19 protein-coding genes are annotated in these 21,793 nt (G+C 56.1%); 4 read left to right on the top strand and 15 right to left on the bottom strand.

Annotated features, from left to right (window positions below):
- Positions 1-31: 31 nt before the first annotated feature.
- Positions 32-703 (bottom strand): SOS response-associated peptidase, encoded by a 672-nt coding sequence (locus KXG62_RS11720; protein WP_218092148.1) that lies wholly within the window; start codon positions 701-703, stop codon positions 32-34.
- Positions 704-854: 151 nt separating this feature from the next.
- Complete coding sequence (lacZ, locus tag KXG62_RS11715; RefSeq protein ID WP_218092147.1) at positions 855-4,004, bottom strand: beta-galactosidase, LacZ type; 3,150 nt, start codon at positions 4,002-4,004, stop codon at positions 855-857.
- Between the two features lie 205 nt (positions 4,005-4,209).
- Here lacZ and KXG62_RS11710 point away from each other — a divergent pair, with 205 nt between their 5' ends.
- Complete coding sequence (locus KXG62_RS11710; protein WP_218092146.1) at positions 4,210-5,091, top strand: aldose epimerase family protein; 882 nt, start codon at positions 4,210-4,212, stop codon at positions 5,089-5,091.
- A gap of 367 nt (positions 5,092-5,458) precedes the next feature.
- Here KXG62_RS11710 and KXG62_RS11705 read toward each other — a convergent pair whose 3' ends face one another.
- Positions 5,459-6,100: an NUDIX hydrolase gene (locus KXG62_RS11705; RefSeq protein WP_218092145.1), complete on the bottom strand. Its 642-nt coding sequence runs from the start codon at positions 6,098-6,100 to the stop codon at positions 5,459-5,461.
- Positions 6,101-6,282: 182 nt separating this feature from the next.
- Here KXG62_RS11705 and KXG62_RS11700 point away from each other — a divergent pair, with 182 nt between their 5' ends.
- Positions 6,283-6,546: a YpbS family protein gene (locus tag KXG62_RS11700; protein WP_218092144.1), complete on the top strand. Its 264-nt coding sequence runs from the start codon at positions 6,283-6,285 to the stop codon at positions 6,544-6,546.
- A gap of 51 nt (positions 6,547-6,597) precedes the next feature.
- Here the strand turns inward: KXG62_RS11700 and KXG62_RS11695 are convergent, their stop codons facing one another.
- From KXG62_RS11695 to KXG62_RS11675, 5 genes are all read right to left on the bottom strand, one after another.
- Positions 6,598-7,143, bottom strand: coding sequence for a metallophosphoesterase family protein (locus tag KXG62_RS11695; protein ID WP_218092143.1), 546 nt, complete (start codon positions 7,141-7,143; stop codon positions 6,598-6,600).
- Between the two features lie 52 nt (positions 7,144-7,195).
- Complete coding sequence (locus tag KXG62_RS11690) at positions 7,196-9,355, bottom strand: molybdopterin oxidoreductase family protein (protein ID WP_246627400.1); 2,160 nt, start codon at positions 9,353-9,355, stop codon at positions 7,196-7,198.
- 94 nt (positions 9,356-9,449) lie between these two features.
- Positions 9,450-9,809 (bottom strand): nitrite reductase small subunit NirD, encoded by a 360-nt coding sequence (nirD, locus tag KXG62_RS11685; RefSeq protein ID WP_218092141.1) that lies wholly within the window; start codon positions 9,807-9,809, stop codon positions 9,450-9,452.
- Positions 9,810-9,941: 132 nt separating this feature from the next.
- A complete protein-coding gene (gene nirB, locus KXG62_RS11680) occupies positions 9,942-12,359 on the bottom strand; it encodes a nitrite reductase large subunit NirB (protein WP_218092140.1) in 2,418 nt (805 codons plus the stop codon).
- A 130-nt stretch (positions 12,360-12,489) separates the two neighbouring features.
- Positions 12,490-13,719 (bottom strand): nitrate/nitrite transporter, encoded by a 1,230-nt coding sequence (locus KXG62_RS11675; RefSeq protein ID WP_218092139.1) that lies wholly within the window; start codon positions 13,717-13,719, stop codon positions 12,490-12,492.
- Between the two features lie 401 nt (positions 13,720-14,120).
- Between KXG62_RS11675 and KXG62_RS11670 the strand changes: the two genes are divergently transcribed.
- Together KXG62_RS11670 and KXG62_RS11665 are read left to right on the top strand one after the other, a co-directional pair.
- Complete coding sequence (locus tag KXG62_RS11670; protein WP_218092138.1) at positions 14,121-14,777, top strand: ANTAR domain-containing response regulator; 657 nt, start codon at positions 14,121-14,123, stop codon at positions 14,775-14,777.
- Positions 14,774-15,799 carry an anthranilate phosphoribosyltransferase gene (locus KXG62_RS11665; RefSeq protein ID WP_218092137.1) on the top strand — a complete coding sequence of 342 codons (1,026 nt, stop codon included), beginning with the start codon at positions 14,774-14,776 and terminating at the stop codon, positions 15,797-15,799. Before KXG62_RS11670 ends, KXG62_RS11665 begins: the two co-directional genes overlap by 4 nt.
- A 70-nt stretch (positions 15,800-15,869) precedes the next feature.
- On the opposite strand, the gene KXG62_RS11660 is transcribed toward KXG62_RS11665, so the two are convergent.
- From KXG62_RS11660 to KXG62_RS11630, 7 genes are all read right to left on the bottom strand, one after another.
- The gene (locus KXG62_RS11660; RefSeq protein WP_218092136.1) at positions 15,870-16,427 is read right to left on the bottom strand and encodes a GNAT family N-acetyltransferase; all 558 of its coding nucleotides are present in this window, start codon (positions 16,425-16,427) and stop codon (positions 15,870-15,872) included.
- A gap of 25 nt (positions 16,428-16,452) precedes the next feature.
- On the bottom strand, positions 16,453-16,989 hold the full coding sequence (locus KXG62_RS11655) for a hypothetical protein (RefSeq protein WP_218092135.1): 537 nt from the start codon (positions 16,987-16,989) through the stop codon (positions 16,453-16,455).
- A 92-nt stretch (positions 16,990-17,081) separates the two neighbouring features.
- A complete protein-coding gene (locus KXG62_RS11650) occupies positions 17,082-17,843 on the bottom strand; it encodes a (S)-benzoin forming benzil reductase (RefSeq protein ID WP_218092134.1) in 762 nt (253 codons plus the stop codon).
- A 109-nt stretch (positions 17,844-17,952) separates the two neighbouring features.
- Entirely contained in the window at positions 17,953-18,477 is a 525-nt protein-coding gene (locus KXG62_RS11645) for an ADP-heptose synthase (protein ID WP_218092133.1), read from the bottom strand.
- 261 nt (positions 18,478-18,738) lie between these two features.
- Entirely contained in the window at positions 18,739-19,290 is a 552-nt protein-coding gene (locus tag KXG62_RS11640; RefSeq protein WP_218092132.1) for a GrpB family protein, read from the bottom strand.
- 183 nt (positions 19,291-19,473) lie between these two features.
- Positions 19,474-20,778, bottom strand: a complete 1,305-nt coding sequence (locus KXG62_RS11635; RefSeq protein WP_218092131.1) for a neutral/alkaline non-lysosomal ceramidase N-terminal domain-containing protein — start codon at positions 20,776-20,778, stop codon at positions 19,474-19,476.
- A 26-nt stretch (positions 20,779-20,804) separates the two neighbouring features.
- Positions 20,805-21,791, bottom strand: coding sequence for a Gfo/Idh/MocA family protein (locus KXG62_RS11630; RefSeq protein ID WP_218092130.1), 987 nt, complete (start codon positions 21,789-21,791; stop codon positions 20,805-20,807).
- Positions 21,792-21,793: the final 2 nt, after the last annotated feature.

The raw sequence follows: 21,793 nt of genomic DNA, 5'->3' as shown, positions 1-21,793 counted from the left end.
AGTTAAATTGAGAAACGGTGCGACTTAGCGTCTATTTCAGCATCGCATACTTGGCCGGGAGAGGTTCGAGCTCGTCTTCCGGTTCGTTCCGCAGGCCGTTCTTTTTGATCTGAACGGGAAAGGCGCGCATCCGATCCGGGTGAAACGGCCTCAGCAGCGTTTGCAAATAATCCGTGTCCTGATGCTCCGGATCCAACCACTGCTCCATCTCGTCCTCGCGCAATATCGCCGGCATCACATCATTATAATCATAAATCAAACGGTTCGCGCGCGTCGTCAATAAGGTGCACTTTCCCTCTTCTTTTCCTCTTGCGTCCCGCCACAGCTCATACAAGCCTGCGATGCCGAACAGCGTTTGATCCCGAAGCGCGATCCGCAATTGCCGCGCGTCTTTTCCTTTGCCCTTCCGGATATAAAAGCTTGAGCAGGGGATAATGCACCGCTGCTTGGCAACGATGCGCCGGTACGCCCGCTTCTCCATCACGAGTCCGCTGTCCGCGTTGACGGCATCCTTGGCCCAGAACGGCATAAGGCCCCAGCGAAACTCTTGTAAGCGGCGTTCACCTTCGGTGCGGCGAATGACCGGTATTTGCTGCATAGGCGTACAATGGGCAGGCGGCCTATAAGATGCCGGGACACCGGCAATGCGGAACATATCGGCGAGCTCTGACAAATCGGCGGTTAGCGAGTAGCGATCATACATGATGTACACCTCTTGGCGGTTTGATACTTCCAGTATCTTCAAGAGACTGAATAATATGCATGGATCTCACCGGGCCGTAGGCTTGAACGGAATCATGCAAAAAAACTCCAAGCCGGCTTTGCATCACCGTCTTGGAGTCGCTAGGGGCGCGCTAGGGCTGGAGCGATTTCGTCTCGTGAAATCCTTTCACACGGAACGAATAGCTGTACGTTCGATTGGCATGCAGCGTATATTCCGAATGGGTTCGGGCACCCCAGCTGTCGTCGCCGCCGATGCCCATCTGCTTGGCGTTCACGCGCAGCACTGTCCGGCCGCTGTCTGGCAGCTTATAGCCGTGATCGCTCGCCTCCAGCTCCGACGGCGTGTACGGCAGGACGTTCAGCTCGAATACGGGCTCGCCTGTGATACGCAAGCCTAAGCCCTGCCCATCGCGGAGCTCCGCGTAACGCACCTCGGTCTTGTTGCCGCATTCCTGCGGGCGCAAGTAGGGCACGTATTGGTCGGCGACCCGGCCGTCGTAGCGGCCGATCCGCCCGCTCGCTTGCCGATCCCAATACGTTTCATGCGGACCGTTCCCGTACCACGACAAGTTGGCCATAGAGCTGCCAAGGATGAACAAGGTGCCAATCTCCGGAATTTCGGGCAGTCCCGCGCCCGGCTGCAAATGCTGCCGCACGGTGATCTCGCCGTCCGCGCTTACGTTGTAGGTCACGGTGCACAGCGAAGCGGCAGCCGGCAGCTCGAACAGCGTGCGAACCACGATGTGCCCCGGCTGCTCCTCCATCTGGAACCGGATCAGCCGCCGATTCGCTCCGGCGTTTCGCCACACGGCGCAGCGCTCCGGCAGCTTGTTGCCTCTGTCGTTGTCCGTGACGGCTCGCCAGAAGTTCGGCGCCGGCGCTTCCTGGAACAGCTCCGCCCCGCCGATCCGGTACGAGACGAGCGAGCCGGTACGCCGGTCGAACGTCACGTCAAAGCCTTCACCCCGCACCTTCAACCTATCGCCCTGCTGCTCTGCGCGCAATGCGGCTGTAACAGCCGGCAAGCTGGTCCGTATACCGGCTTGTTCCAAGGAAGCGACCGGCAGCAGAAACTGCGCGTAAGCGACCTCATGCCCTTGCGCGGCCCATGCGGTTGCCGCTTTTAATACAAAGCCGACATTGAGCATGTATTCGTCCCCGTATTGCACATGCTCCGGCAGCTCGTACGGCAGCCGCACAACCGCTCGGCCGAGAGGTTCGATATCCGTCTGGATGCGGCCTTCGCTTGCGACGATTCCGTTGCCCAGCACTTGCCATACAAGCTCGTACTCATTCAAGTTGGTGAATAAAAGCTGATTCGCGATTTCGATCTCGCCGCCTAGCAAGTCAACCGCGCGGAAGCGGACATTTTGATAGCAATATTTCACCTCATAAATTTTCGGCGTAACGGAACCGTCGGCAAATAGAAGTCCGTTTCCGCTAAAATTGCCGTCGTTCGGCGTGTCCCCGAAATCACCGCCATAGGCCAGATACGGTACTCCCTCTGGCGTCCGGATCTGTATTGCCTGGTCGATCCAGTCCCAGATGAACCCGCCTTGAAGCACCGGATACCGGTCGAACAGCTCCCAATACTGATGCAGATTGCCGCAGGAGCTGCCCATCGCATGGCTGTATTCGCATAAAATAAACGGCTTCTTCGGGTTGCGGAGCGCGTATTCTCTCACTTGATCCGGCTTCGTATACATTTGGCTTTCGATGTCGGAAGCGGCCTCGGAGGCGCGGTAATGGAATACGCCTTCGTAATGCACGAGCCTTGTCGGATCGGACTTCTTCAAGAAATCGTGCATCTTGATGAAGTTATTGCCGCCGAACGATTCATTCCCAAGCGACCAGATGATGACAGACGGATGATTTTTATCCCGTTGCAGCATCGAATTGCACCGGTCGAGCACCGCTCCGGTCCATTCCGGCTTGCTCCCCGGCACCGTGTCGCCTTCGTCCTTCTGTCCGTATTTCCATGAGCCGTGCGTTTCGAGATTCGTCTCGTCGATCACGTACAGTCCGTACTCGTCGCACAACTCGTACCATAGCGGGTGATTCGGATAATGGGACGTGCGGACGCTATTGATATTGTGCGATTTCATCAGTTTGATGTCGCGCAGCATATCCTCATAAGCGATTGCCCTTCCGGTATCGCATGAAAATTCGTGACGGTTAACGCCCTTTAATACAATGCGCTTGCCGTTGATTTGCATCAAACCGTCCTTGAGCTCAAACCGGCGGAAGCCGATCCGGCAGCTGACGGCTTCTATCAGACGGCCGCTGCTGTCCTTCAAGCATAAAACGAGCGTATACAGGTTCGGGTGTTCCGCACTCCAGAGACGGGGCTGCCCCACGGTACCTGCCGCGTGAAGCTCCATAAACCCTTGCTTCGCCGGTACGCCCGCCGCACTCAAAGGCTCTTCCCAGACGGGCTGCCACCCTCCCGGCCCGCGGTCGTACAGCATCGCCTCGACGGTAACCTGATCCTCTCCGCTCCCGTAGTAATCGGCGATTTGCGTCCGTACCGCCAGTTCCCCTTGCGACAGCGAATCGTCGAGACGCGGATCGGCGGCGAAGTCGTAGATATGGACTGGCGGAGGCGCGAATAAATACACGTCGCGAAAAATGCCGCTTAACCGCCAAAAATCTTGATCCTCCAGCCAGCTTGCGTCGCACCAGCGGTATACTTCCACGGCCAGCTTGTTGTCGCCTTCCCGCAAATACGGCGTCAAGTCGAATTCCGCCGGGGTAAACGTATCTTCGCTGTATCCGACCAAATCGCCGTTCAGCCATACGTAGAACGCTGATTCCACGCCTTGGAACGAAATATGCACCGGTCTACCGGCCCACTCGGACGGAACCTGGAAGCTGCGTACATACGATCCTACCGGGTTGTATTTTACCGGCGCAAACGGCGGTTTAATATCCTCTTTCCCCTCCCAAGGGTAACGGACATTTGTATATTGCGGGTAGTCATACCCTTGCAGCTGCCAATGAGAAGGCACGTCGATCTCGGCCCAGCCGTTCGCATCGTAATCCATTTCATAGAACCGTTCGACACGCTGCTGCGGCGTTTCCGCGAAGCTGAATTTCCAGCGCCCATTCAGCGACAAATGATATCGCGAAGCCGGGCGATCTCCCTTCAGCGCCTCTTCTACCGTGTCGAACGGCATGAACGTCGCGTGCGCAGGCATGCGGTTCAGCTCGTAAATCTCGGGATTGTTGTTCCATTCGGGATACCCGTTGCTCGGGGGAATGTACTGAAACTTTTTCAACATACTCCACACCTCATTTTATGTAAGCGTTTTATAAAAACTCCTCATCCTTCTTATTCTAATGAAATTGCGCCAGCTTGAATATCGAAACATATGAATGAAAAATATAACGATTTTAAGATCAATCGATTCGTCAGACTGCACTAACAAGCAGCAAAGCGAAGCCGATTATGATATGATGACGAGCGGAAATGAAAGGAGAATCGCCATGTCCAATTATTCGATCCAGGTGCATTCGGGCCGGTATGACATTTATGAAGCGGCCGAACACAGCACGAATTCATGGTTCCGGCTTTGTCCCGAGCGAGGCGGCATCGTCATCAGCTTCGGCAGCAACGGCAAGGAGCTGCTGTATCTTGACGAGGAAACATTGTATGACTCGAATGCGAATATTCGCGGAGGCATCCCGGTCCTGTTCCCGATCTCCGGACAGCTGGCCGGCGGCGCGTACGAATGGCAAGGAACATCGTATACGATGAAAAATCACGGGCTCGCACGGACCGCTTCGTGGACGGTGGCTGAAACGGATACTTCCGACGGCGCTGCCATTACGTTAAGCTTGTCCAGCGACGAAAGCATGCTCGCATCGTTTCCGTTCCCCTTCGAGCTTCGATTCACTTATCGGCTGAAAGAAGGCCGGCTCACGATCGAACAGCAGTATTGGAACCGTTCGGAAGCCGAAGCCATGCCGATGTATCCCGGCTTTCATCCGTATTTCTTGGCGGATCGCGTCGATGTAGCCTATGCAACCGACGCTTCGACTTATTACGATTACAATGACGGGAACATCAAGCCGTATCGAGGTGAAACCCTTCCCTTGAGCGACAAGGTGGAATCGGTCGTCTTCCTGGATGCGGTCCGCGGCGATATCGCTTTTTCGCCAAATCCGGAGTATACCGTTCGCCTGACGTACGACGAGCTATTCCGGTATGTCGTATTATGGGGAGTGAAAGGCAAGCCGTTTCTGTGCGTAGAGCCATGGATGGCCCGCACGGACGAGCTGAATCGCAAAGAAGAGCTTGTCTATGTGCAGCCGAGTGAAGCCGTCCGAACGTTCATGACGATTGGCGTCGACATCCGCAATTCATAAACGAGATGAATGATTCATGCCATTAATCATGCACGAAGCTGTTTGCAGCGCCTTTGCACGGGGTACGCCGAGCCGCCATGATTCGATCCATAAGGCTGCTGCCATCGGACTGAGCACATGATCGCCGATTCTATAGCGGGATTGTCCATCCCTGCATTTAGACATGGCAAGCTGCCGAATTCGACGGCATCGTCACATTTTTTCCGCTGCTCAGGCTTTTTGTCGGAATTGTCGAAAAACTCTAATAATTTACGCAAACGAAGTCGACTCCTGCGCTTGCCCGGGAAATGATGGAGCTAATTCTTCTCATTTCCCGCTTCCTCCCTCATTTCCCGGCCCGGATTTCATTTCCCGGTTTCCGGGCGATTCATTCCGTTTGACCCCGGCACTCCTCAATCGCCTGTAAAATCATCTCGAAGTAATCGCGCTGATGCGGTACGAAATCGGCCGCGCTCACCGTCTTCTCGGAAGGACGCAGCGTTCCGTCGGCCTGGAGCGAAACGCCGCTCAACTGCCATGTCAGCGGCTGCCCTTCCGCCAATCGGCGTACGTCTTCGAGCGGCATCCAGTATAGGCCGGTCACTTCGTCCGGCTGCAGCTTGTATTCGTCCAGCGCGAGGCGCCCCTCGAGCACAAACACATGACAAAACTCTCGGTCGATGAGCCCGCTGCTCAAAAATTTCTCGTACTTGTATATGCCGCACGGAACCAGCTGATCGAGGGAAGCTTGAAGCCCCAGCTCCTCCTCTAATTCCCGAACGCCATCCTCAATCCCCTCCCCTGCCGTCAAATGACCGGCGCTTGAAATGTCGAGCAGCCCGGGAAATGTATCCTTTTCCATGTGACGCTCCTGAAACAGCAACGCCGGCTTATCTCCCGACCGGTCCCAGATCCAGCATTGGAACGTACGATGCCAGTACCCGCGGGCATGCGTCTCGGTACGGGTAGCGGTGCCGATGGGATTCATCTGTTCGTCGTAAATTTCAAACCGTTCTTGCGCTTTCGTCATCGGTTTTCCCCCTCATGAATGGCTGCGCGCCTGGAATAGTCCGGAACATTGACGACCGTCCGTGCATCCAAAATCCGGCTTGCGCTTCGTTTTCTGTGCTTAATGATTGTCACGATTCTTCCTTTTGTAGTATGATTTCAATATTTGAACCCATCGCCATACGTTAAAGGAGCTGCAAGGAAATGAATGTACATGAAGCCATTACGGCGCACACGCGCAAACAGCATGCGCACCTGGAGCAATTTCTCGAGCTGGAGGCAGGACGAGAGCGCGCGATCGACGAGGCCGTCGCCCGATGTGCCGCAGGACAGCCGTTCAGCGTAGATGCGATCAACGAATGGACGCTGCGCATCAACAAGCATGCTCAAAACGGCATCTCTCCCACCCGAGTACGTGTGACAGAGCAAATGATACGCGACTTCGTCGCCCTCAGCGCCGGCAAATAAATTACGCCATGCACGCCAAAAACTGCCGGATGCACCTGGCAACCCGGCAGTCTAGGGGCGGCGATTCGCTCTTAGATTAGCACAGTACGCTTGGAATGGAAAGGGCTCACCGCATTCGACAGGCCACTCATCGGCCACAGGAGTCAGCTCGTCGCGATCGGTGTCGAGTACGGCCATCCACCCCGGCTCCGTCGGGCCGCCCTGTTCCTTGCGAAGATTCATGATGACGTTGAGTCCGAAATATGTCGTGTCCCCGTATTGGTGCGGTCCGATCGCATGATGGTAGTGACCCGCTATCAGATACTTCGGTTGAAGACGCTCTATAAGCGCCGTTATTCGACGCGAGCCCTGCGTCTCACCATAGTAATTCGTCCCGACGCCATAAGGCGCGTCATGCGTGATCAGAATGTCAATTTCACCCGGCGAAGCCGCGAGCAGCCGCTCGTATTGCCGCTGGTCGATAGACTGCTTCTCCTCCGGATTTGCCGTTTCGATTCCTCCCAAGCATCCGATCGTTGTCTTCCCGAACCGCAGCACCGTCCCATCCGGCACATAACGAAACAGATCGAACGGGTCTATGCTGCACACGCGAATCACTTACAAAAATAACCCTATGCGCGAGGCATAGGGCCGATAGCCGCTTCGAAGTCTATGTTACTTGCATGCCATTCGTCTCCGGCTTCACCGCTTCGATCCGGACGGCGCACAGCTTGAACTCCGGCATCCGGCTCACTGGATCGAGCGCGTCGATTGTCAACCGGTTGACGCTCAGCTCCCCGCCCCAGTGAAACGGGACGAACACCGTACGCGGCTGAATGCCCTCGGTCACTTTGACCGCGAACACCAGCGACGCGCGTCGGCTCGTGATGCGGATGTGATCGCCGACGCCAAGGCCGATCCGCTTCGCCAGCCAAGGATGCAGTTCCGCCACCGGAACGGGGGCTTTCTTCAACAGCGCCGTCGTACGCCGGGTCTGCGCCCCGCTTAAATAATGACTGCCCACTCTCCCTGTTGTCAATATATACGGATATTCGTCATCGATCGGTTCGGCCGGCATGCTCGGCCGGATGCCGAACAATCGGGCTCGGCCGTCCGGATGCGCGAACCGATCAGCAAACAGCATCGGCGATCCCGGATGTCTCTCATCCGGGCACGGCCAAAACACTCCCTGTTCTTCCTTCAGACGCCGGTACGTGATGCCGCTGTAATCCGCTTTGCCGCCGGCCGTGGCGCATCTCATTTCCTCGAAAATAAGCTCGGCGGTCGCGTATTGAAAGTAAGCGCCTCGTCCGAGCTGCTCGGCCAGCTCGCAAATCAGCCGGTAATCCGGCTTGCATTCGCCGGGCGGCTCCAGCGCCCGAGGACGGTGGAACACGCGTCCCTCGAGATTGGTCAGCGTCCCTTCCGCTTCCAGGAAGGACGCCCCCGGCAGCAGCCAGTGCGCATAGCGGGCAGTTTCCGTCTCGAACAGATCCACCACGACAAGCAGCTCCAGCTTGCCCAGCGCCCGGTCGACCATCCGGCTGTTCGGGCTGGATACGACAGGGTTCGATCCAACGACGATCATCGCCTTAATTTCGCCTTCATCTATCTTTTGCAGCATTTCATAGGCCGAAACCCCTTTGCCCGGAAGCTCGGCCGGATCGATGCCCCACACGTGCCCGATATGCTCCCGCGCCGCAGGGTCCTCGATCGACCGATAGCCGGGAAGCTGATCCGCCTTCTGGCCGTGCTCGCGTCCGCCCTGCCCGTTCGCTTGGCCGGTGACGGCGCCGTACCCGCAGCCCGGCCGGCCGATTTTCCCCGTGAGCAGCGCCAAATTGATGTAATTTTTCGTGTTCTCAACCCCGTTAGACTGCTGCTCAAGCCCTCGCGCCGTAAGCACGATCCCGGTTTCCGCCTTGGCAAAGCCCCGAGCGACGGTACGCGTCACGCTTTCGAGGATGCCGGTCCATTCCTCAACTTTGGCCGGCGTGAACGACTCGACAGCTGCGGCCAGCTCGGCGAATCCGCTTGTACGCTCGTTCACGAACGTATGATCGTACAACTGTTCATGGATAATCACATGAAGCAGGCCGTTCACGAAGACGGAGTCGAATCCCGGCTGCAGCCGGACATGAATATCCGCGGATTTGGAGGTCAGCGTATTGCGCGGATCGATGGTGACAAGGATAGCCCCGTTCTTCTTCGCTTCGAGCAAATACGGCATCATCGTCGGCTGGCACTCGGCAATGTTCGTCCCCGCGAGCAATATATATTTGGCGTTCCTGATCTCGGACAGCGGCATCGTCATGCCGCGGTCCAGCCCGAACGATTGGTTGGCCGCCGCTGCGGCAGAGGACATACAGTACCGCCCGTTATAATCGATGTAGCGGGTTTTGAGCGCGACGCGAGCGAATTTACCGAGCAAGTAGCACACTTCGTTCGTCAGCGATCCGCCTCCGTAGACGCTGACGGCGTCATTCCCGTAACGGCGCTGAATATCACGTAGGCGTCCGGCGATCGCCGGCAGCGCCTCATCCCAACCCGTCCGCTGCCACGCGGATGACGCATGATCGCCATCCGCGGTGACCGCCGTTTCCTGTCTGCGAAGCGGCGTCATGATCCGTTCTTCATGAACGACGTGGTCCAATGCGTTCAAGCCTTTTTGGCACAGGCGGTTCGTTGCGACCGGAAAACTCGGGCTCGGCCGGATTGTTAGTTCCGGCCCGCCGCCGGCGGGCGCCAGCACCAGGCCGCACTGCATGCTGCAGAAGCAGCAGTGCGAAGTGTTATGCTCCATCATCGGCGCAGCCGGTTGTATGCTCATCTGTGCCGCCCCCTCTCTATATGCCGAATCGCTCGGCTCTGTCATTTGCGGAACGGGATCGCCGTACCGCAGTTCCGCTTATGCTTGCATCCGATTAAACGGCGACCTCGCGCGCTTCAGGCAAAGCGACGTACACAAGGCCGTTCTCGATTTTGATTTCGTATGTCGGTACGCAGCCCGTATCCGGCTTCTGGACAGCGCCGGAAGGAATATGAATTTTGCGCTCGTGCATCGGGCAGTACACATGCTCATCGCAGACGAGCCCTTCGGCCAGTACGCCGTTTTTGTGAGGACAGCGGTTTTGTACTGCATGCACCTTGCCGCTCGTAAAACGGAACAAGGCGATTTCATGCCCGCGATAGCGGACGGTTTTCCCGGTTTGCACCGGAAGCTCATCATATACGGCCACTTCGACCCACTTCAATTCGGTAACTCGCTTCGCATTCCTGTCCATTGTCAATCATCGCTCCTCTCGGCTATTACAAGCATTCGGCAGCTTACAAGGCGGCGGCCGACGCCGCGACACTTCTACCGTCGACGCACCGCCCGTGTTTCGTCAAGCTGTTTCCCCCATAAACCCGGCTCGTTAATTCAACTCGACGACCTCATACAGCTGCTTCCGGATCGTTTCGCTGCGCACCGCTTCCTTCCAAGGATCCTGCGTAACGGACAAAGCGACGTCGATCCGTTCTCTGAGCGCGATTCGCTGCGTTTCGTCCGCGAGCACGCTGCGAACATGCTCCAGACCGACGCGGACGATCCATTCCGAGGTGCGTTCCCCATAATTCCCCGTTTCGCGGTAATATTGGAGATACGCTTCCGCGTACTCAATCACATCGTCTTCGGTTTTCACCGTAGCCAGCAGATCGCCGACGCGAACCTTGACTCCGCCGTTGCCGCCGGCATACAGCTCCCAGCCGCCGTCTACGGACACAACGCCCAAGTCTTTAATGCCCGACTCGGCGCAGTTGCGCGGGCAGCCGGAGACAGCCATTTTCACCTTGGCCGGGGTGTTCAGCCGCTCGAACCGCTTCTCGAGCTTGATGCCGAGCCCCATCGCATCGCCCGTGCCGAACCGGCAGTAATCTTCCCCGACGCATGTTTTGACCGTTCGGATCGCTTTGCCGTAAGCATAGCCCGAGGGCATATCGAGATCTTGCCACATAGCGGTCAAATCTTCTTTCTTCACGCCGAGCAGGTCGATCCGCTGGCCCCCGGTCAGCTTCACCGTCGGAACGTTGTATTTCACCGCGACATCGGCGATTTTCTTCAAGTCGGCAGGCGTCGTCACACCGCCGTACATGCGGGGGACGACCGAGTATGTCCCGTCCTTCTGAATATTGGCATGCATGCGCTCGTTCACCAGTCTCGACTTGCTTTCATCTTTATAGGAAGCCGGATAGATCATTCCCAGGTAATAGTTGAGCGCAGGGCGGCACTTCGTACAGCCTTCATCGTTTTTCCAGCCGAGCACATTCATCACTTCACGGATATGAGACAGCCCTTTGTTCTGGATCCCAGCCACCACTTCATCGCGGGATAAGTCGGTGCATCCGCATATCGTTTCTTTTGCCGCGTCCTGCCGGAAGCCTTCGCCCAGCGTCAGCGCCAGCAAGTCCTTGACCAGCGGCTTGCACCCGCCGCATGATCTGGAAGCGTTGGTGCAGTTCTTGACCTCCTCCACGGTCGTTAAGCCTTGTTCTTTGATTGCGGAGCAGATCGCCCCCTTGCTTACGCCGTTGCAGCCGCAAACGATCGCATCGTCGCTCATGCCCGCCGCTCCGGCGCCCTCGGCGGCTCCTTCCGCACCCGACTCGCGCAATATCGCCGTTTTCTCCATGCCGCTAATATCCGTACCGGCGCGAATCATCTGCATCAGCCTCGAGCCTTCGCTCGTATCGCCGAACAGGACGGCGCCGATCATTTTGTTGTCGCGAATGACGACTTTTTTGTATATCCCCGAGAAGTCGTCATGAATGCGGATCGCCTTCGTATCCGGCGCATCGGCGAATTGACCGCCCGAAAATACGTCGACGCCGGACACTTTCAGCTTCGTATAGAGCAGCGAGCCTTCATACGGAGCCGTATCCACGCCAGCCAGTACTTTGGCGAGCACAGCGCCCTGCTCATAAAGCGGCGCGACCAGTCCATAGGTGATGCCCCGGTGCGTCGCGCACTCGCCTACGGCGTAAATATCCGGCATGCTCGTTTCCATGTAGTCGTTCACGACGATGCCCGGAGCCGTCTCGACCCCCGTCTTCATCGCCAGCTCGACATTCGGGCGTATGCCGACCGCCATCACGATCAGATCCGCGTCCGTGGACGTGCCATCTTTGAACTTCAAGCCGGTGACGCGCGCATCTCCGATAATTTCCTCCGATTGTTTGCCGAGCAGGAACTTCATCCCTTGCGCCTCCAGCGCTTTTCTCAGCAGATCCGACGCCGTCCGGTCCAACTGCCGATCCATAATCGCGTCCATCAAATGAACAACGTCCACCTGCATGCCGAGATTTAGAAAGCCCCGTGCCGCCTCCAAGCCCAGCAGACCGCCGCCGATCACGACTGCCTTCTTGTACCTGCGCGACGCGTCGATCATTTGCTCGCAATCCCGGATCGTGCGGTACGCCATGACGCCTTCCTTGTCGGCGCCGGGAAGCGGCAGCATGAACGGGTTGGAGCCGGTGGCGAGAATGAGCTTGTCGTAAGGTACCGTCACGCCTTGATCCGTCGTTACGGTTTTCGCCTCCGCGTCGATCTGCGTAACCGTATGCTCCGTATACAGCCGGATTCCGTTGTCGGAATACCATTCATACGTGTTGAGGTAGATGTCTTCTACCGCCGCTTCCCCCGCCAATACGCTGGACAGCATAATCCGGTTGTAGTTCGGGTACGGCTCCGCTCCGAATACCGTAATGTCGTAGGTATGCGGCGCTAACTTGAGCAAATGTTCTATTGCATTCACGCCGGCCATGCCGTTGCCGATAAGTACAAGTCGTTGTTTCATCTCACATCACGCTCCTGGTTTGGTTGCAATCGTTAATCCCGTTAAACTTCGCGGAAGAGCTGCACCGCCTGTGCCACATGCTGCCTTCTCACACTTCCCGCGACGCCTGGCGACGCCGGTCATGCAGCCGTTACACCGCATGGTTGCCCGCTGCGGAAGATACTTTGCCGCCTTGGCCGATCCAGCTCCGTTTCCAGCTTTGCTGCGCTGCCGCGATGATCAGGGCGCAGGCGATCGCAACGCCGCTGAAGATGAGGAAGCCCGGCGTGAACGACCCGCTGGACAGCTTCAGACTTCCCAGCAGCTTCGGCAAAAAATACCCGCCGAGCCCGCCCGCTGCGCCGACGATACCGGTAATAATCCCCACTTCCTCGCTGAACCGCTGCGGTACGAGCTGGAACACCGCGCCGTTGCCCATTCCCAGACACATCATGGCAATGAACAAATAGCAAGTCGTCCAGCCAAGCGCGGGCAGCGTGGAAATAATAACCATCATGACCGCGACCAGGCCGTAGAGGCCGATCAGCATTCGAATGCCGCCGAGCTTGTCGGACAACCAGCCTCCGAACGGGCGGAACAAGCTGCCGGCGATAATACAGATGGTTGCAAAATCGGACGCCGTCACCGGCTTCAAGCCGTACTGCGTATTGAAGAATATCGTCAAGTAATTGGCCAGGCCGGAAAAGCCGCCGAACGTGACCATATAAAACAAGCAAAACAGCCAAGTATCCTTTTGCTTCAGCACGCTGCCGTAATCGGCAAGCTTTTTGGGCGCGGGCTGATTCGGGCTGTCTTTGGCAAACAAAATAAATACGAGGAAAGCGGCACAGAGCGGAATCAGCGCCAAGCCGAATACGACGTGCCACGTGCCGTAATGCTCGGCGATCCGGTTGGCGAACAGCGTCGCGAAGATCGTTCCGCTGTTGCCGGCGCCGGCAATCCCCATCGCTAGCCCCTGGTGCTCCGGCGGATACCAGCGGCTGGCCAGCGGCAGCGCTGCGGCGAAGCTTGCGCCGGCAATGCCGAGCAGCAGCGCCACGGCATACAAGCTGCCGAGCGAATCGGCGAACTGCCAGCCAATGACGAGCGGCAGGAATGTGAGCACCATGCCGAGCAGACCCGTTTTTTTCGGACCGATCCGATCTGTCAAATATCCTAAAACCAGACGTAAAATCGATCCGCCGAGCGCCGGTAAAGCGACGAGATTCGCTTTTTGCGCCGCATCAAGCTGAAAATCGGCTGCAATGAGCACAGCCAGCGGTCCCATGATGACCCAAATCATAAAGCTGACGTCAAAATACAAAAATGATGAAAACAATGTTCCTTTGTGCCCCGATTTCCAGAACGAGGTTTGCTCCATAGCGGCTCTCCACTCCTTGTTTTCTTTCGTTATTCGGCTCCGCCAAAGGCGTAAACACACGCACAAAAAGCCTATTGCCGACAAACAAAATGTCGAAAATAGGCTTCATTGCCAGGCTGACACAACACTGTGTCAGAAAAAGTTGCAGTCATGGCTCACGTCACTGTGAACCGGATTGGACCCATCGTAATATTTCGGAACGAAGCATGGACCGCGGCTCTTCACCCTTGAAGAACCGGATCATGCGATCTGTCACTTATTATATGAACCCCACACTAATATGTCAATATATATAACATGTTTTTCTGAAATTTCACAAAAATCCTTAATCTTATCGACAGTATCACGATTTTAATGTTAATATATATAACATTAAAATGTTCGTGGCTGGGGGGAATCGCATGTTACAGTCGTTTCTGCTGATTGACGAATTTGCGTCCAACCGTTCCCGGACCTCCTCGTTCTACCTCGAGGCTGAGCATCCGGCTGATCATTACCCGGAAGAATCGCCGGTTGAAGCCAAGCTACGGGAAATGGGCATGCGCGTATACCGAGCAGCCGGCCCTTCCATCCAGGTGCAAACGCTCATCGGATATGCTGACGCCGCCCTGCTTTCCGTACCGTTGGAACAGCTCGGCGATTGGTGCGCCAAAATCGCATCGTTGCGGCCCATCCCCATTCTTTTCTGGTGCGATAAGCTGACGTTCCCGCAGCACTCCTGCAAGCTGGAGGCCGAGATCGACGGCATGCTGTCGCCGGGGATGTCGCCCGCGGAAATTCACTGCGCGTTGATGCTAAGCTTCCAGCGCTTTATGGAGCGGCGGGAATGGAGGCAGGAGCGGGAACAGCTTTTGTCCAAATTGGAGGAGCGCAAATGGGTCGATCAAGCCAAACGGATCTTATGCGAGGTCAAACGCATATCCGAGGCGGAAGCGTATGAATTTCTGCGCAAGCAGGCGATGAACGAACGCAAGCGAATGGTCGATGTAGCCACATCCATCGTCAAAGTGTATTCGTTGCTGAAGGATCAGAAGCATAGAGGAGGTCGCAACCGATGAAGGACTTGTTGAAGGAAGTAGGCCGAGGCAAACGCGGAGCCCGTGATTTGTCATACGAAGAGGCTCGGCAGGCGGCGGAATGGATTGTCAATCGAGAGGCGACGGATGCGCAGATCGGCGCTTTCCTGCTTGCGGAGCGCATCAAGATGGAATCGTCAGAAGAGCTGCGTGCCTTTATCGACGTCCTCCGCAGCCGTTCGCACATTCATCCTGTGAAAGACAGCATGGATTTCGCCGGTCCTTACGATGGCCGCACGCGCAGCTTCATGGCCACGTTTCCGTCGGCCTTCGTGGTCGCCTCCTGCGGGCTGCCGGTTACGCTTCATTCCTCCCCCGCGCTTCCTCCCAAGCGTGGCGTTACGCTCGAAGATGTGATCCGGCAGCTCGGCATTCCCGCCGGCGTCCAGACGAACCGGTGGGTGGAAGCAGCCAAGGCCGGCGGTGTGTTGTTCGTTCCTACGGAAGAATGGTGTCCGCCGCTCGGCGCCCTGCGCCGGCTTCGGGAAGAGCTGGATTTACGCACAGTCTTCAATACGGCGGAGAAGCTGCTGCGATTCTCCGATTGCGCGTACATGGCCGTGGGCGTCTTTCATGGAACCGTGTTCGAAAAAATGGCCCGCCTCGTCATGAATTTAGGCGTACGGCGCACGCTCATCATCCAGGGCGTCGAAGGCTCCGAGGATTTGCCGATCGATAAGCGGTCGCGCGCCTACGTAATCGATGCCGGGCGGACCGAATTGATGCTGCTGAATCCCGAGCTGTATGAAATGCAGGTAGAGGCTCCCGAGACGGAATGGACTGCAGCGAATCAGGCCGAAGCGGCGATTGACGTGCTCCGCGGGGAAGCGGGACTGCCTTGCTTGAACGCCGTGCTGTTCAACAGCGCCATCCGGCTGTGGATCGGGGAGAAAGTGGACTCGATCGAGGAAGGGATTTATCGCGCCCGCAACGCGATCGATAGCGGCGCGGCCAAGCGCAAATTCGATGCGTGGAAACGGGCCGCCAGTCCGGCCGTCGGCTAAGCTGCACGCCGCCCAGCGGAAGCCGCGCCAGCTTCCCAAGATTCGGAATACATACATATCGGCATCCGGCTCATTCATTCAGAAAATAGTACCAATATACAGCCGCTTCCCCGCTGTCCGGATCGATGCCTTTGTACACATGGAAATCAACCCCGCCGATAACAAAGCCGCAGCTTTCATAAAATCGGCATGCTTTCACGTTATTGTTTTGCGTTTCCAGCATGAGGCCCGGCATGTGACCGGCGGCCGCCCATAGCTTGGCCTGTTCGATCAGACGTCGCCCAATGCCATGCCTTCTGTACGCCCGGTCGACCTTGATATCCTCGACGAGCGCATAGTTGTTCCAATTCCGCTTCAACTGGATGAGACCGGCGAACCGCCGGTCCGCAAAGGCCAAATAGATCGCCCGATCGGGATGTTCCATATCGTCGCCGTAATTCCCGTCTGCCGCATCGCCGTATGGATCGTCCGAATAGCGTTTCTCGCAGCTCGCGATCGGCTCCAGCGTATAGGTGTATTGCCGGTCGGCCAGCGTGAATATGAGGATCGAATCGACGAGAAAGCTGTCATCGATCGGCCGGATTTGACTCACGTTGTCTTCGTTAAGCTTCGTTATGAAAACGTCCACGTCTATCCCCCGTATCCATGCGATATCACTTAGGCGAATGCCATACTTCTTCCACGGCTTTCAAGCTGGCAATGAGATGCTCCGCAAGCGGCCCCAGCTCCTCCAAATGGCTTTCGTCCATTTTTTGCCGGAAGCGAACGATGAACCGGAACGTCCGGCTCGTTTCGGAGCCGCCGCTGCTGCGCTGCGTCCGTTCCTGCAGCAGCTCAGCATCTTCGTCGCCCCACAGCTTCGCCAGAAGCTCGCTCGCCGCATCGGTTCTCGCATCCGCCGGGCTTTCCGGCATCCGGTACGCAATTTCAAGCGCTGCGCCCGGCTTCATTCCGGCCAGCCGGATCCCCCGCAGCTCGGCCGCAAAATCCGGAAGCGCTGCGGAGAGCTGGATGACCGCGCTGACCGGGCTATCCGGCAGCCGCATCTCCATCCGGAACGTTCGCCCCATCCCCGCCAGGTCAAGCAAATCCTCGCGCCGCGTGACGGCCGCTTCCCCGTCGGCATCCTGGTCGTATAGACATCCTTCCAGAACGACCTTCAAATTATCGAATATCGTCGGATCAAACATAGGCCACCCCTTGATCATTGTCGGTAACACACCGACGGCATGGAGCAGCGGCGGACGGCCGCTTCATGCGCTTCCCCGCCGCTGCCCCCGAATTATTCCAGCTCGAACTCTCTCGTATCGAGCACGTCGCCCTGACGAAACCGTCCGCCGGCCAGAAAGCGAACGATCCGGTCCGCCGCTTCATCCGGCGTGTACAGCGATGCGGTTTGTTTCAAGTCGATGAACCGGTCCACGTCGGGAAACTTCTCCTTCGGCGTGCTGCGTATCATCTCCTGCATCCCAGTATCCACGACGCCCGGCGCGATGGAAATCAGCTTCACCGCCTGCTCCCCTTCGCCTTGCTCTGCGGCAATGCTGCGCGTCAGCATATCCAGCCCCGCCTTTGTGGCGCAATAAGCGCTCCAGCCGGCATATGGCTTCTTCGCCGCTCCAGACGATATATTGACGACAGTGCGCGGCACGCTCCATCCTTTCGTATGGCGAATGAACGCCGCAATGAGCACCATCGGAGCCAGCAGGTTGACCTGCACATGGTCGGTCAACTGGCTGACGCTTGCCTCTTGAATCGGACCGATGGGCTCCAGCACCCCCGCATTGTTCAGCAATGTAACCGATGCCGCCTGATCCGGCGCAATCGCTCCGAATATTTGTCCCATGACAGCCTCCGCCGCATCCGCCTGCTTCAGATCGCAAGGGTAAAACATGTATGCCCCTCCGGCTTGTCCGGCAAGATCCGCTAGCTCAGGATGATCCGAACGGCCGATCCCGATCACTTTGCGATCCGGTCCCAGCAGCTGCTTGGCCAGCGCCTCGCCGATGCCGCGCGAAACGCCCGTGATGATTGTAATATGCATGTATCTGTTCCTCCCGCTTTCGTTGAAATGACACAATGAAGCCTCTCCCCGGCTGCGCTGCATGACAGCGGGCCGTGCAGAGGCTGCACCGCTTGCTATGGATATTCCGTTACGGCGAAATCCAGTCATCGGCCGAGATGCCCTGCTCTACGGCAAAGTCAAAATCGTACACATCGTACACTTGCACCGGCACTTCCGCTTGAATGATTTTCTCCATCAGCTCGAGCTGATCGGTCAAGATGGGCGCCTGCTCCTTCAACGAGGTGAGGATCATCTCCGTCTCGATCGGATCCACCAGCTCGCCGTACTGCGCATTTTCCACCGCATTGACGACATAGAACGTCACGTTCTCGTTGATCGGCAGCGGCGGGCTCATCCGCCAAGGCACCTGAATCGCCTTTTCCAGCTTCTTCTTGTTGAACGACTCGTCGAAGAAGGCGATCATTTCCTTGATCTTCTGCTTCACATGCGCGTCGTCTTCCGCTTCCGGCATCACCGGTTCGGGGCTTTCCATCATCTCATATAATTCCATAATCGTCGTATATGGGATCAAATAATCGACAGGATGCGCCGGAGCCATCAATTCGCCGTAGATGGCCACCATCACCGCTTCGATTACAAAACGCCGGGACATGGCCTGCACCCCCTAATTTGCTGCAATGATTGCACTAGAACCCGGTCACTCTCTTTCATATCATAAAATAGGTAAAAAGTCCATGCTCATTCGAGATTCCGGGCTCTCTACCGGCATGCAGTCTGCGGCAATCTCGCATCCCCATCATACCATACTCTTGTATCTGCCGAACATGGATGGTCGACCCGATTCGCTGCCCCGGCCCCGCTCCAGCCCGCTTGCCGCGCGCCGCAAACAGAACAAACCTGCCATGCGGACGAACTAATCAACCCATACGTTTAGAAGAGGTAGTCCTCGCTCGGTTCGCGCCAAGTCAACGACACGTTGGATAAAGTCCGTTTTTCCCCGCGTGTAACCTTCAGGATCTGAAGGATATTGTTCAGCCAACGTTCGTTTTAGTTTCCCGTACTGTATTACGAAGTCAGGATGGGCCCGAAGGTAATCGCGAAATAGCAGTTCATTTCTTTCGTAAAATCCTTCAAGCGGAAAAATATGCAAATGATGCGTACGTGTTCCTGCGTGTTCTTTTGCAAAGAAATGTCTCCCGGTCTTGAAGGCTCCAATATAACGATAACCTGAATGGCTAAGCAGGTTTTCATAGATTTGTTTGTCAAGCAACGTATGTACGGCAGCGGAGATATCGATAATGGGCTTCGCGTCTTGATTCGGTATTGAAGTACTGCCGGTATGTTCAATAGCAGCGATGTGCGGGGCCAGTATTCCAAGCAATCGCTCTTTCTCTTTGTCAAATTCCATAGACCAGTCAGAACTGTAGGGAACGATATTGACTAAATAATGTTGTTGAGCGGACATTCGTTCACTCTCCTTTTTTCTATTTTAAGATACCCATGTGCACAAAATGTGATTAGGAATCATACCCATTCATGTGAGTTTTGTCAATGTAGAACATGCGCCAACAATAAAAAGGCTCCCGCTCTGCCAGAAAAAAGCAGATCAGAAACCTGTCATTGATGAAGGGAAAAGCGGATTGCCAACTCATGGCACCTGCTGATCATGGATCAGCTCATTCGTTCCGAACATCTGTAATAGCGTTGACTTTACCAGCTCCTCTACACTCGGTTCGAAAGGAGCGGGCATACGGAAATAGTAGGTTGATTTCAATGGCTCGTACCCGCCTATAGCCAATTGCTCCGCCGTCGGCAAATAACCAATCATACCGTTACTGTATCCCATCGGAAGAATGGTTCCGTTCGATATTCGCTTCAGGAATAACCCATACTCAACTACGATCTCCCCGTTCATTGCGACCAAAACCAAGCCATCCGCCAATGTCAGCTTCGTGATTTCCAGCGTCAACCGGTCTGTCAAATACTCGGGCGAACGGAGCAAGAATCGGCTCCAATCCCCCATTACCCCTGCATCGTTCTGCAGGGCTTCAAGCTCCTCATGCCGGGGCAGCCTCTGCAAAGGCAGCGCGATCTCAGCTGTCTTCGATTGTATTGCCGCCGATTCCAACGGCTCCAACCGACCTAGAAGCACCCGTTCAACTGCATGAGCCAGCCTCTGACCCATACGGCATACCTCGATGTCCCCGCCGCAGCAAATATCACCGCCCTCAGCGGGATTGATATCGCCGCAGGTCCCTTGTATGTAAGCGGCCACTGTCCCGTCACCGAATGCCTCCTCCAACTGCTCCATGGCGACGCCAATAAATTCGGATGACACGCGATTTTCCCTCGTGATTACGGGGTGGCATGCGTAATGAACCAGTAATGCTTTCACGCGTCCGCCCACGGCCATAAAACGTATCACCTGCAGTTCATGGTCGACCGGCCCTTCCGGATTCGGTCCAATAACGCTTTCTCCATTGTTCCAGCCACGCCGGTTTATTGCAATATCACATCCCCCTCGCCCCCTTGCCATGGTGACTAACTCAGCGTTCCCTACTGCCGCTTCGATCCCTTCCAGCAGGCGGGATTCCAAATAAGCGACATAAGCTGGGTCCACTTTCCCTAGAAGATCAGAAAAAAGTGCGCTTGTTTGGGGGCCGGAATGTGTGTGTGAACCGTGAAGGATAACATGCTCTATCTTCAGGCGGTCCCGGATCTTCCGCCGAAGCAGCGGGACTCGATCGCTACCCCACCAGATCAAGTCGGCAGACACGAGAATGGCGGAGTGGCTCTCTCCGGCGCTATTGTCTGACCTGAAGTAAAACACCCTTGCGTACAACGGGAGGGAAACGCTTTCGAACGGCCCTTTATCGCTTCTAGATGCAAAGCCACACAACGGTACTGGAGCAACTGGCGTAATATCTATTTTCGAGGTACCCAAGAACATCATGTTTACATCCTCCATATCTAGTGACTTTAACAATTATTCAATATCACTCGCTCTCCCGTTAACGCCGACTGTACGGTTGCTCGGGCAATCTCAACAGCCTTACAGGCATCGGCCGCAGTAATAATCGACTCCTCTCCCGATTGAATGCAAGATAGAAAATGGCGTAACTGTTCATAATAGGCATCACGTGTTCCAGGATCATGGGGTACAACGACTTCCTTTTCGGCTCCCTCTAAAAGAATAGAGGTCTTGGGTTCAATAAGCTGTTGCTGACGGTTGTCGATTGTAAGCACGCCCAACGCCCCTATTCCTTCTACATACGTCGTAAATTGACCTGGATATCCCCATACCGCCTCCACATTGGCGATTGCACCGTTACAAAAAGAGAGCACAGCAAGCGCATAATCCGCTGATTCCGTCTTCCCTCTCAGTGCGTAAACAGAATCAATCTCCCCCAGCGTCCATCGGAGAAAATCAATATCGTGGATCATCAGATCTAAAAATATCCCCCCGCTTTTGGAACCGTCTGCGTACCAAGATTTAGCTTCCCCGGGATGATGCCCGGCGCGCATAGTACGGATCATTCCGACCGAACCGAGCTGTCCTCCAAGAACAGCCTGACGGAAGTTCTGATATTCAGGAAAAAATCGTACCACATGACCGACAAACAGACGGGACCCTGCTGCTCGACACACGGTCAGCATCTCAAGCGCATCTGCAGGATCAAGCGCCAGCGGCTTTTCGCAAATAATGTGCTTCTTCCTCGCTGCTGCTTTCAGCACATATTCCTTGTGAAGAAACGTGGGCATGGTCACACAGACTACGTCGATGTCTTCTGCTTCCAGCATCCGATCGTAAGAATCGTATGGGGTCGCACCGTACCTGTCCCCCACATTCCGGGCCGTTTCCCATTTGCGGTCGAACATCGAAACCAGGTGCACATCGTTCATTTCGGCTAATCGCTCCGCATAAATACTGCCCATCGTCCCACAACCGGCGATGGCCACCTTCATAG

The sequence above is a fragment of the Paenibacillus solanacearum genome, assembly GCF_910593845.1.
GTDB lineage: Bacteria > Bacillota > Bacilli > Paenibacillales > NBRC-103111 > Paenibacillus_G > Paenibacillus_G solanacearum.
Note: the sequence above shows the minus strand (reverse complement) of the source record. Positions and strands in the feature narration are given on the sequence as shown.